This window comes from Oceanobacillus sp. FSL K6-2867, assembly GCF_037963145.1.
Taxonomy (GTDB): domain Bacteria; phylum Bacillota; class Bacilli; order Bacillales; family Amphibacillaceae; genus Oceanobacillus.
Genome location: NZ_CP150144.1, coordinates 1,209,052 through 1,221,248, shown reverse-complemented (window position 1 = coordinate 1,221,248; position 12,197 = coordinate 1,209,052). Strand labels below are relative to the sequence as shown.

Sequence of the window (12,197 nt, the reverse complement as noted above, 5' to 3'; positions counted from 1 at the left end):
AAAAAGTTGACATCTTTGTATGATGCTTCAAACCGTTGTGCCATCAGGCTTTGTAGGCTTTTGGAATAATTTCCTATTGCTTTTCTACCCCCCTGTTAGAAATGGGGGGCTAAGGCGTGGCTGTCGCCACGCAGGCTTCGCCCAGCACGTCGGCTTTCGCTTCGCACGCCGCCGCACTGGGCAGCCTTTATTGGGCTAGTTTAGCAATTTCTTTTAGAAAATCGTGACCTTTGGGGACAAGGGGTGTATAAAATTCAGAAATGACATTATCCCCTTTATCGACATACCCCCGGCCTTTAATCTGTTTTAAGAAAAATTGTTTTTGTACGTCTCTTCCAAACATCATTCCATACCCGAGCTCACTCATACGACCTAAAGCAACCCGAAAATTAAATTGATCTCGAATGCCGTCCCCAAGGTATTTTGCGTCTGGTCGCTGACAGGCGAGGATAAGAAAGAAGCCAGCTTGTCGTCCTAACATAACAATCTGTTTTAATTTAGTTAATACGGCTGTACTTTCCTTAGAGGCAAGCATTTCCATAAATGCGACGTACTCGTCAAAAATTAAAAAGTGAGGGGATAAACCTAAATAAGCATAGTTTTCTCCAGTCTTATAGTTAGGCATCTTTTTCATTTCTTCACTACGAGTCATCATATCTTCATAAAATTGGTCAATACATGCCATCATATCTTCCTTTTTATAATACACATCAGGCATAACAGTGGCCAAATCTGCTAAATCGGCATTTTTCGGATCTAGGATATACAATTTTGCATCTGTTTTTAATAAAGCTTCAATCAGTGTAAGAATAAAGTACGTCTTTCCACCGCCAGTCCCGCCAGCAATCAACATATGTGGCAACTTATCGTATTCCCAATACATAGCATCCATGAGCTTTAAGCTGCCATTTTGTGCAATGACTTCGTCAATAGAAATACGACTATTAATTGTGTCATAGAGCAAAATATATTCTACAAAAGAATCATGTAACTCTTTTGAAACTAGCTCACAGTACAGACCACTTTCTAGCTTGTTTTCTAAATTAAGTAACTGGTCTTGATACTTTCCTAGTGTGATTTCCACTTGAATATAGAGCAATCCTTTTTCAAGACTATAGTACATTTTAGGAAAGTAACTAATTTTATCTTTTGCTTTTCCATTTGGTATGTCTTCAAAGAAGCTACTTGACTGTACTTGTTTTGTTTCATACCAACCGTTTTCCAAGATCATTTTTGCGAGTTTTTGACGATGAATGACTTGTCTAATATAGTCATATCGATAACGATAATACAGAAAAGCACATACACCTGTCATAACAAAACTGATTATGAATGTCATCAATCCATAAGGACTGATAAAATGCTCTTGAAATAATGATAGTTTCCATTCCGTTGATAATAAAAATGACAGATGAAAAAGTGTAAAAGGGATAAGCCATGCGACAAATAACCGATTGAACAAAAATTGAAAGAGGAGGGTAGCATCACTAGCTCGAATGCGTTTCCCTCGTCTTCTAAAAATCTTCATCATTTTTCCTTACTAGAGTTAGATTTTGGGACGTTACTAGCCGATGTTGTCGCTTTTTCTTTTAAGACTAAGTCTTCTGCTTTAATGTACCAATCAACATCTGCCCCACGAAATGTTGCATTTGCGACTGTATCTGCGACAGGGTTTATAATTTCTACTTCCGCATTATAATCAAATTCCTTTAAGGGAACGGAAGCAGGAATACTTACTTGAATCATGCGCCCTTGTTCACGAGACTTTAAGTCATAGGTGCGTTCCTTAACTTCTGTTGATACCGTTCCATCTTCGTTTTGAAGAAACACTTCACGACGTAATGCAGAGAATTTTAATAATCCAAATGTCTTTTCTTTATCAATGACAATACCTTGTGCTAATCTCATCTTTTTTCCTCCTTATGCTTTGACCATATCGTCAGCGTGTAAAATATAATTTGTGAAACCACGTTCCCCAATCTTATAACCTTCTGCGGTGATTCTTGCATTCACTAATTGCACTTTTTCTTCATGTTCAAAGAATTTTTCTCCTGCTTCTTGTGGCAGAACGACCTCAATATCATCTGCGCGTTGAATATCGGAATACAGATTATAGCTTCGAGATAGTGTTGTCATCCGTCCATTAATTCGGCGCTGTTCGACCTTTCCTTCTCCTGCATATTCTAAATTTCCAAACGTTTTTTCCATGTTCGGAATCACATATTTTAATTCCATCATGTAGCCCTCTTTTCTTGTATTAATTTTTGATTATTTATTCATATGGAGAGCATGGGCAGAAGGGAGGAGAACGAGAAAAATACATCTTCATGAATGAATCACTCCTTATGCTTCTTGAAAACGATAATCCACCCGATCATAAATAATGCACCAAAATACAACCATCGTTTCTCCATTTTTATCACGTATTAACTTCCCACAAGGAAAAAACGGAAAGTTCTCCACCTCAATTTCATTCATAACAAAATGATCATCGATCCATTCCATTACCTTTGTTTCGTTATCTTCCAAAGAAACCACACTCCTTCATAGATGAAACAATAAAAAAAGCATGACAGGAGATTTGTCATACGTGAATGTGTTATATCTATATTGCTTCTGCAATGCCAGCCATGATATATGCTGCACATGGTACAGCGATCCCATTTCCAAGCGCTTTATATCTTGCATGATCACTAATTGCTTCATCTTTGTGTCCTAAAGCTGTCCAGCCCTCTGGTAATCCCATCAAACGTTCACATTCTAATGGGGTGAGTTGTCGTATATAACCTTCTTTTTCTTTTCCTTCATACCAAAATGAAAAATAATTTACGGAACTTGCAAGCAAAGTTGGAAAAGGGTCATGTGTCCGCCCAAAACTTCCAATGAATCCTGTTTTGTTTTTGTCTTTTGCGGTACTTCGCATACGTCTTTCTTGAAAGGGGCGGACGATGGGTATTTTCCCCCTTGTTTTTTGAGCAGATATTCGACTGGTGCTGGTGGAGGACAGCCTGTCTTTTCCGCAAGACGTAGGAAACGATTGCAAATTGCGGGCTTTAAATAATATTTCTCTGGCACGTGTTCCTCTAAAATCTGCCACGAGGAAGATACGTCTTCGTCTTTGAGGTAGCGTGGGCTTTCCCCAATATCGGGCATCCAAGAGTCGCCAACAGACTTCAACGTTTCTCCCTCGCACCATTCCAGCCTTGGCCCATTCTCCAGAAGCAGGCATTGGAATATCGGTTTTTGTGAACGACTCCAACACGGCTTTAAAATCCAACCGGTTATTTGATGAAAATGCTCCAATGACGTTTTCCCAAACAGCGATAACTGGATATTCTCCATCCGTTGCACACCTCATTTCTTCAATAATTCGTATCGCATGATAAAATAAACTTGATTGACTTCCTGCCAATCCTTCTCGATTTCCGTTATTAGATAGATTTTGACAAGGCGATCCAAACGTAATAATATCTACGGGAGGGATAGCCCCACCATGAAGTTTTGTAATGTCTCCAATATGAACCATCATTGGAAAGTGTCTTTTTGTAATGGATATAGGTGCTTTCTCAATCTCACTTGCCCAAATTGGGGTAATATTAGCAAGAGAAGCAGCTAAAGGGAAGACACCAATTCCGTCAAAAAGACTACCTAATGTAAGACCTGTCATAAGCAATCAATCTTTAATGTAGGATCTTGCTTTTTAGTTTCTAAAGAAATACTACTTTCCACTTCATTTCCCCAAACATCCCAATCAACAGGTGATTGCCTAGCGAATAATTCAACTCGTGGTAAATCGCCCATTAGCTCAACTATCTTATCTCTTGCAATGTCAGGCTTTTTACTGTGTCCTTCCACAGGACTAACAATTAACTGATGAACCTTCTTCGATATTCTTTTGGGACGTCCTTTTACAGCTAATAAACAAATTTCAGCGTTTGAGCGTGTCCAGTGACCCAAACCAAAGAAAAAGCCATTTTCTGACTTGTTTTGTTTCACCCAGACAAAGGCAACCGTTTTAAATGTATATCCCCACGCAATTATCACTTGTAATGCTTCTTGTAGCATAGGGAAGGTCGTCCATAAAAATAAAACACTATCTTTGTGAGAGATAGTATCAATAGGTAAATTACAAATATCTTTTAAATTCATTGTTTGATAATGGTTTTCTGCCACTCCATTTCCTTTTCTTTGTCGGTATTGCCACGGCGGATCAGCGTAGATAATGTTATATTTCATTTTTATCACCTCAAATTTGCACAATAAAAAAATGTCATTTGTCAACGTTTACCGTTTAAATGACAATTAAGATTTATTTACTTATCATAAGAATGCATAGTATAAATTGAAGGTGTATACTTTTATCACTCGATTTTTCCATAAAAAACGACGCTTCAATTGAAACGTCTCTTGTTTAAGATATCAAATATTTATAGTGATAACTCCAAACAGTGATTTGCATTTATTGCATTAAAATTGCATTATTTTAATTTTTTATATCATATTACAAGCATTGATACTTCCTAAAAACCCTTTAAAATCAATGATATTGCTCTATACCTGGCACCTTGAAAGTAGAGTGGGAGTAAAAGTACAACTTAACTTGAAGAGGGAACGCCTATATATCGGCATTTATCCTAGTCTAATATGGAGAAAATAAGTTAAAAATGATATAGTTCCCTGCCAAAAACCCTACCAAGAATAAATTTTGGTAGGGATTATTTTTTCAAATTATATATTGCATACGACTTTTAATAAATGTAGGTTTTGGCAGTATGATTATTAGAACTATTGTATAATTAAAATATGGATATATAGCATATTTAGGTTTTTTATTAAATGAACATCTCAAAGCTTGTTCAACTAATGGTGCTGGTTAGTTGGTTGAATAAAAAACAGACAGATAAATTTCCTCTGCCTGTTTTGTTCTTATAATGAATATGTTTCTCCGTCATCTGGTACTAAAACATTAGAGGAGATTCCTTTATCATTAATAAAGCTTTTTAATTCTTCCCTTGATAATGTCCAATGATTTACTGCTTCCATATGGACAGAAATAATTTTTGCGTTAGGGGCAGCTTTATACACTTCATAAATATCATTTTTCCCCATTACAAGAGAGCCGCCTTCAAGGAATTGGTTATCTCCACCATTTACAACAATAATTTCTGGCTTATGTGTCTCGATTACTTCCTGAACTGCATCATACCATACCGTATCTCCAGCAATATACAAAGTTTTTTCATTTGTATGTTTGAAAACAACACCGCACACTTGACCGGCAAGTTTTACTAATTCCCCTCTTCCATGTTCGCCTTTAGTTTTAATCAATTGAATACCTTCAAAGACTGTACTATCTTGTAAAACCTCTACATTTTGGAATCCATCGTTTCGAATCTCTAAGGCATCCTCCTCATTTTGGGCAAATATTTTAATTTGTTTTGGCAATGCATCTTTAGCAGCATCATCCCAGTGGTCTAAATGCAGATGTGTAACAATGACAGCATCAATATTAGATACAATATTTTCAATTGAAGTTGGTAAGCTCGATACAGGATTACTTTGATCTTGTCTTGGTGCATCTGGAAAACCTACCTTAGGTCCAAAAGGTGGATAAACTCCTTTATCTGCTAACATTGGATCTATTAAAAACCTTTTACCTGCATATTCGACAACTAATGTTGCATTACGAATGTGTTGTATATTCATGATTAATTAACTCCTCTTCTTTGAACTACGCATAGTATATACTATGATCGAACAGGAATACATAGGTTAAATAAAGTCTTTTCACCGTTTGACTTAATTAATGAAAGTTTTTTCCTCGTTTGACTTGATTAATGAAAGTAGTTAGATAAATGTTAGATAAAACAGATATGCTCATCTTAAATGAACTAATCGGACTAGTCGAATTACGATGAAGGAATTGGGCAAATAAATTATTAATTGTTATTAATAAATCGTAGTTTTGGACTGAATTTACTTATTAATGGGTACTTTAATTGAAGATTTAAAAGAATATATAACAGACTTTTATTATAGAATGGAAAACTAAAAATCCAAAATTTCATTGAAATATTGCTGAATTTTTTTTAGATATTATAAATGAATAGAATTTTACACAGACTATATGGGTGGTGTTAAATTTAAACCTAGTTTTTACGAATAATAACCGTATAGGGGTATAGTATAAATGTTAGCGATTCAATCATCCTCAAAACCACTAAAACAAATTTTTCTTGACAATACCCTTCTGGGGTATGGTAAGATAAAAACAAATCAGAAATAAGGAGGTAATTTACATGGAAAATATAACACTTAATGTACGAGGAATGTCTTGTGGTCATTGCGTTAATTCAATCGAGGGCAACGTAGGAGAATTGGATGGAGTTGAATCCGTCAAAGTACATTTAGAAGATGAAAAAGTAGACGTAACCTTCAATTCAGAAAAAGTGGATTTAAAAGAAATTACAGAAGTGATTGAAGAACAAGGTTATGATGTTGCTTAAAATTAAAATGAGAGATCGTGATTCAGTAGCACGATCTCTCTTTTGATAATAAAAATACCCTGTATATGTATATTGGGATACGATGGGAACACTAGTGAAAAATCTCTCCATGAAAGTACAGCGGTACGCAATATGGAAGGTAATCAAAAGGAGGAAAAAGATATGGATCATAGTAAGCACAATCATCATAATCACCAAGGAGAATCAGAAGTAAAAACAAATGTAACGTATGATAATGAAAAAATTTCAATTAAATTGGAAGATCATGAGGGTGCAACACCTGAATTGGCAGTAGAACATGAGAAAGAAATGCATTTTATTTTGGTTTCTAATGATTTAGAGGAATATTACCACCTACATCCTGAAAAGGTACAAGATGGTCTCTATACCATTAATCAACCTTTAAGTGATGGTACCTATCAAGCTTTTGTTGATATTGTGCCAGAAGGAAAGGCATATCAACCTGCTCCTAATACAGTACAAGTTGGAACAGGTAAGACAAATAAAACGAGCTTGGAAAGAGAAGATAATTGGACGAAGGAAATTGGTGGGAAAAAAGTCACTTTAGAAGATGTTAAAGCAAAAGCTAGTGAGGCAGTTCCTCTAGACTTTGACATGCATGGAGAAAAACCTGAACACCACCTTGGAGCTTTAGGTCATGTAGTAATTGTTAATGAAGAAGCCGAGCAGTATATTCATGTTCATCCGGATTCAGAAAATACAACTAGCTTTCATGCCCATTTTCCAAACCCAGGTATGTATAAAATATGGGCTGAGTTTAAGTTCGGGGATGAGGTATACACCTACCCATTTGTTATAGAAGTGACTGAATGAGTAAAGGCATGAGAGAGAAGATGGCAGTTGGCTAAATATCATCTGTGGAATCTATATAAGTACTGAATTGCTCCCATTGCCAAGACTTAAGCTTCTTAAAAAGCATCTTAACAAAGCTGTCTAAAGAAGAGAAAGAGTTGAAAAAGAAACCCGAATAATTACCTGTGCCGTTTTTAAAATCTTCTTTGTTAGGTTTAAGTGGAAAAGCTAAAAAATATGACTGGATTTACGCAAAATAAAATAGAAATTAAAAAAGCTATTAGAAGTTAGTCAATAGGAATAAACAGATTCCATAAAAGAAATTTGATGAATATTTTATTTCTTTATGAGTCTAATATAACTAATATTGGGGGTAATACAACTATGTCTACACATACAAACACAATCTCACAACCAGATCCTAAACGATGGAAGGCACTGTTTCTGTTGTGTTTTGCCAACTTCCTAGTAATCATGGATGCGTCCATTATTCAGATAGCACTACCTTCTATCAAGGAAGCACTTGGTTATACACAAGAAAGTTTACAATGGGTGATGAGTGCTTTTCTTCTTTTCTTTGGAGGATTCCTTTTATTAGGAGGAAGATTAGCAGATTTATTTGGTAATAGACGCATATTTAATTTAGGAGTTTTAATTTTAGCTATTTCATCTCTGTTTGCAGGTTTAGCCTGGAGTGAGATGAGTCTGAATGTATCTCGAGCTGTTCAAGGAGTTGGATCTGCATTAATTGCACCAGCAGCTCTATCTATGGTTATGCAACTGTTTTCTTTTAGTAATAAGGAAAAAGGAAAAGCACTTGCTTTTTGGGGATTATCCGGTGCGGCAGGTGGAGCATTTGGAATTGTTTTAGGGGGAGTACTTACAGGCTTCTTTAGTTGGCGCTGGCCACTGCTTATCTACGTTCCACTTAGTATTCTTGTCCTTGTTATAAGTCTAATGCTTTTACAAAAGTCTAGTCAAAAATCAACTGGACGTATTGATTATATAGGTGCCATTTTAGTAACTGCTTCTCTTATGTTGATTGTCTATGGTATTGTAACAGCAGAGCATAGCGGCTGGCAGTCATCTAATACAATTATTTCTCTAATTGTTGGTGTAGTTTTGTTTTTAGTTTTCCTTTTAGTAGAATCTAAGGTCAAGGAAGCTTTATTACCGCTGGATATTTTTAAAACTCCAAATTTAGGCATCGGAAATATAGCTGTCTTTTTAGTACAAGCAGCATGGTTCCCATTGATGTATATGGTTATTCTATATTTACAGCAGGTTTTACAGTTTTCCCCATCCGTTGGAGCGATGGCAGTACTTCCTGTACCTATATTTATGGCATTTTTCATGGTGGCAGTAGCCGAAAAAGTATTAGCGAAACTCGGTCTTAAACGGACGATGATAATTGGGTTTATTATTCTTGGAGCTGGAAATGTTTTATTCTCACAAGTAGCTACAGTAGATGGGAGCTATTGGATAAGTGTATTATTACCTTCATTTGTCGCTTCGCTAGGTAATGCACTTGCATATCTATCAGCTACAACAGCCTCTGTATCAGAAGTAGAAATAGAAAAGTCAGGTCTTGCTTCTGGTTTATACAATACTAATTTCCAAGTTGGTTCTGCAATTGGTCTAGCTATCATGGTGGCCATTGCTGGCGCAACTACAAAATCCAGTCATGCTGTAAATGCAGTTACTGCTTTAAATGAAGGATTCCAGCAGGCGTTCTTCTGGTCAGGAATTGTGGCGTTTATAGGAGCTGTTTTAGCTTTGTTATTTGTACGTTCACGAAATAAGTAGCAAAAGTGTGATTTGGGAAATTTCCTCTTCTGAAAAAGTTACTATTAAATTACTAATTCCCTGCCAAAATGGCAGGGAAATTTTTTTAGATAATATAAAAATGGTTTCGTTAGAATTTTTAAAAAGCTGATTTATGATAATATTAATCTGTGAAATATTGTACTTAAACTAAACCAGCTAATAGTTTGTCAATATTTTTCAATGAAAAGTTTAAATTAGTCATGTTATACTAAAATGAGCACGCCAAATAACCCTCCAATAATCCCTTTTTGGAAGGTTTTGGTTTACTTAGCTAGATATAGTTTTTATACTATATCTTGGAAGGTTGCTTTATTTTTTAATAAAGCATAAATCCAATGTAAGAGTTTATTTACACAAGCAATAACAGCTACTTTAAATGGCTTTCCTTCTTCACGTTTCTTATCATAAAATTCTCGCATTCTTTTGTTTCGAGGGATAATTTCATCGGTCGATTTCTTCTTGCGACTATCTCGTATGGCACAACGAACTGCCATAAATAATGCGTGACGAAGCCTACTAGAGCCTCTTTTTGTAATCCGATTTTTGGTTGCTGAAAATTTGCCTGATTCAAATACACTAGGATCAACTCCAGCGAAAGCTACTAACTTTTTAGGAGCATTAAATCGATCTATCTCCCAATCTCTGAAATAATCGTGGCGGCGATTTTTTCTCCGATACCTGGGATAGATTTGATGATATTATATTCTTCAATATCTTTAGCGAGGGCATCTATCTCTAACTCTAACTTTGCTAGATGCTCTTTGTATTGAAGAATCATCCTAATATACATTTCAAGGCTTAAAATATGACTTCGATAAACTGTCTTTTCAAAAGGATTACGTGAAGCCGCAGCTTTTAGTTGAATCGCTTTTTCCTTTGCCCATCTGCTTGATCGACTCTTACAAAGACTGTTTATCTTGTCTGTAATTACTTCTTCACTTGCATTAAAAATATCAGAAGAAGGGATCTCTGAAAGAGTTAAAAGTGAAACCACAGAATATAAATCTCCAAAAACCCCTTTATATTCAGGAAATACTTGTTCAAGCACTGCCTGAAATTGCAGCTTGGTTTGAATCATAACGCCCGTTATATTTTCATGCTGTCTTGTGAGATTTCAAAGGTTTAGCAATTGGACTCCACGCTTTTTATACGGCTCTAACTCCTCCTTATAGAACAATTCACAAAGAAGATAAGCGTCAATGGCATCTGTTTTTACTTTTCTTTAACTCGATCCCCTTGCCTTATATGAAATCAATGGATTGATGATAATCAGTAAATATCCTCGTTCCTCCAGATAATGAACAACAGGGGCTTGATAATGACCGGTAGCTTCTAAAATTATTGGGGGCTTCTTACCAGATTCCTTTTTTACTTCCTCAAGAAATACAACGAGTGATCTAAGGTCCTCAACAGTATGAGAAACTTTAAAACTCTTACGATAGGGTTTGCCTTTATCTAAAAATGCTTGAACCTGACTTTCTCCTTTAGATACATCCAGACCAACGACCGGATTCATTGTTAATCTCGTCCTAAACTATTAAATTTGCCAGTAACCCCTAATCCTACATGCAGTGTCACAGCTTCGCTTGTTATTCGAGATCTAAGTCCCAACCAGCCTCAATCATGTTTCTACAAGTAGGGGGCGAACGGTTTAGTTGACGGGATCAAAGCCCCATGGGCAGTTACGTTCTACCCTGGCTACTGTTATAATAAAACCATATAAAAAATGGTCAACCAGAAAAATTTAGCATTCTGGCTAACCTTATAATATGAACGGGGCAGTTTAGTGGAATAAGATAATTATAAAAATGAGGGATGTTAATGGGTAATATAAAAAAGTTAGAACCAGTAAAAGCAGCACAGAAATTTATCAATAATTTTTTTCCATATTGTGATGGACTTTATTAGCAGGAAGTGTTGTTCGTGGTGAAGCGACAAAAACAACTGACCTCGATATAATAATATTTGATAAAACATATAAATCTTCTTATAGGGAATTAGTAATTGAGTATGATTGGCAAATAGAAGTATTTGCACATAGCCTGAATTCTTATCAAGCCTATTTTGAAAGTGATTATAAAAGGGCTAGACCGTCACTGCCTCGAATGGTATCAGAAGGTATAATTCTAAAAGATAATGGAGTAATTGATTCTATCAAATGTGAAGCAAAAGAATTATTATCTAAAGGTCCAGAAAAATGGTCAAATGAGATAATAAATACCAAGCGATACTTTATTAAGGATACCCTTGATGATTTTATTGGTTGTAATAATAGAGCAGAAGGAATTTTCATTGCTAATACGCTTGCTGAACTTGTCAGTGAATTTGTATTAAGAACTAATAATAGGTGGATTGGTGCTTCTAAATGGATAATACGTTCATTAAGGGATTACGATATAAACTTTGCGGAACAATTCGTTGAAACTTTTGATATATTTTATAGAAGTGGTTCCAAAAATGAAGTTATCAAGTTAGTTGATGAAATATTACATCCCTATGGAGGGCGATTATTTGAAGGTTTTTCTTTAGGGAAGAAATAACCTCTATTAAATAAACGGGTGCAAAGTGTTAAGAAAAGGTTTGATTTTCGCTCCAGCATTAAGAAGGAATGTTTAAATTTTTATAGAATATTAATGTAAGTAACGTTAAATAAAAAGGAGAAATGAAATGCATAAAAAAGGATGGATTTTTTTATCGATTGCCGGTGGCTTACTTATTGTTTCAATTCTACTGCTGGGTCAAGGAGTAGCACTATATAATGGTCAAGTAAGTGGCGAAATAAGTCTTCATTTTTTAGGTGTTAAATTCGCAGAAGGGGTTACATCACAAAATATATCCCAATACGGATCTACCCTTTTGATTTTATCTGTAATTCCTATATCAGCTGCTCTCTTCTGTTACCGTAAATTTTTAAAATTGGTACCTGTTTTAAACTAATACAACCGTCTTTGGCGGTTTATTTTTTTGTCCTTGTTCAACTATATGGTGCAATCCAGAAAGAAGGAGAAGCACCTCTTTTTGTCGAAATTACTATATTAACGGGGTGTGAAT

At 35.5% G+C, this 12,197-nt stretch carries 12 protein-coding genes and 1 pseudogene; 5 read left to right on the top strand and 8 right to left on the bottom strand.

Features of this window, described 5'->3' with window-relative positions:
* Positions 1-187: 187 nt before the first annotated feature.
* From NSQ77_RS05910 to NSQ77_RS05880, 7 genes are all read right to left on the bottom strand, one after another.
* Positions 188-1,528 carry an FtsK/SpoIIIE domain-containing protein gene (locus NSQ77_RS05910; protein ID WP_339229557.1) on the bottom strand — a complete coding sequence of 447 codons (1,341 nt, stop codon included), beginning with the start codon at positions 1,526-1,528 and terminating at the stop codon, positions 188-190.
* Positions 1,528-1,908: a YdcP family protein gene (locus tag NSQ77_RS05905; RefSeq protein WP_339229556.1), complete on the bottom strand. Its 381-nt coding sequence runs from the start codon at positions 1,906-1,908 to the stop codon at positions 1,528-1,530. Before NSQ77_RS05905 ends, NSQ77_RS05910 begins: the two co-directional genes overlap by 1 nt.
* A 12-nt stretch (positions 1,909-1,920) precedes the next feature.
* On the bottom strand, positions 1,921-2,235 hold the full coding sequence (locus tag NSQ77_RS05900; RefSeq protein ID WP_339229555.1) for a YdcP family protein: 315 nt from the start codon (positions 2,233-2,235) through the stop codon (positions 1,921-1,923).
* A 108-nt stretch (positions 2,236-2,343) separates the two neighbouring features.
* Positions 2,344-2,538 (bottom strand): hypothetical protein, encoded by a 195-nt coding sequence (locus NSQ77_RS05895; protein ID WP_339229553.1) that lies wholly within the window; start codon positions 2,536-2,538, stop codon positions 2,344-2,346.
* Between the two features lie 67 nt (positions 2,539-2,605).
* Positions 2,606-3,667, bottom strand: coding sequence for a DNA cytosine methyltransferase (locus NSQ77_RS05890; protein ID WP_339229551.1), 1,062 nt, complete (start codon positions 3,665-3,667; stop codon positions 2,606-2,608).
* A complete protein-coding gene (locus NSQ77_RS05885) occupies positions 3,664-4,236 on the bottom strand; it encodes an MT-A70 family methyltransferase (RefSeq protein WP_339229549.1) in 573 nt (190 codons plus the stop codon). The genes NSQ77_RS05890 and NSQ77_RS05885 overlap by 4 nt, the downstream gene beginning before the upstream one ends.
* A gap of 690 nt (positions 4,237-4,926) precedes the next feature.
* Positions 4,927-5,706: an MBL fold metallo-hydrolase gene (locus tag NSQ77_RS05880; RefSeq protein WP_339229547.1), complete on the bottom strand. Its 780-nt coding sequence runs from the start codon at positions 5,704-5,706 to the stop codon at positions 4,927-4,929.
* Between the two features lie 593 nt (positions 5,707-6,299).
* On the opposite strand from NSQ77_RS05880, the gene copZ reads away from it, so the two are divergent.
* The 3 genes from copZ to NSQ77_RS05865 all read left to right on the top strand — a co-directional run bounded on the left by copZ (position 6,300) and on the right by NSQ77_RS05865 (position 9,125).
* Positions 6,300-6,506, top strand: a complete 207-nt coding sequence (gene copZ, locus NSQ77_RS05875) for a copper chaperone CopZ (protein WP_339229545.1) — start codon at positions 6,300-6,302, stop codon at positions 6,504-6,506.
* A 162-nt stretch (positions 6,507-6,668) separates the two neighbouring features.
* On the top strand, positions 6,669-7,340 hold the full coding sequence (locus tag NSQ77_RS05870; RefSeq protein WP_339229543.1) for a hypothetical protein: 672 nt from the start codon (positions 6,669-6,671) through the stop codon (positions 7,338-7,340).
* 363 nt (positions 7,341-7,703) lie between these two features.
* Complete coding sequence (locus NSQ77_RS05865; RefSeq protein WP_339229541.1) at positions 7,704-9,125, top strand: MFS transporter; 1,422 nt, start codon at positions 7,704-7,706, stop codon at positions 9,123-9,125.
* Between the two features lie 305 nt (positions 9,126-9,430).
* Here the strand turns inward: NSQ77_RS05865 and NSQ77_RS05860 are convergent.
* A pseudogene (locus tag NSQ77_RS05860) lies at positions 9,431-10,662 on the bottom strand (IS110 family transposase).
* A gap of 589 nt (positions 10,663-11,251) precedes the next feature.
* Between NSQ77_RS05860 and NSQ77_RS05855 the strand changes: the two are divergent.
* A complete protein-coding gene (locus tag NSQ77_RS05855) occupies positions 11,252-11,686 on the top strand; it encodes a nucleotidyltransferase (RefSeq protein WP_339229539.1) in 435 nt (144 codons plus the stop codon).
* A 127-nt stretch (positions 11,687-11,813) separates the two neighbouring features.
* Entirely contained in the window at positions 11,814-12,083 is a 270-nt protein-coding gene (locus tag NSQ77_RS05850) for a hypothetical protein (protein ID WP_339229538.1), read from the top strand.
* Positions 12,084-12,197: the final 114 nt, after the last annotated feature.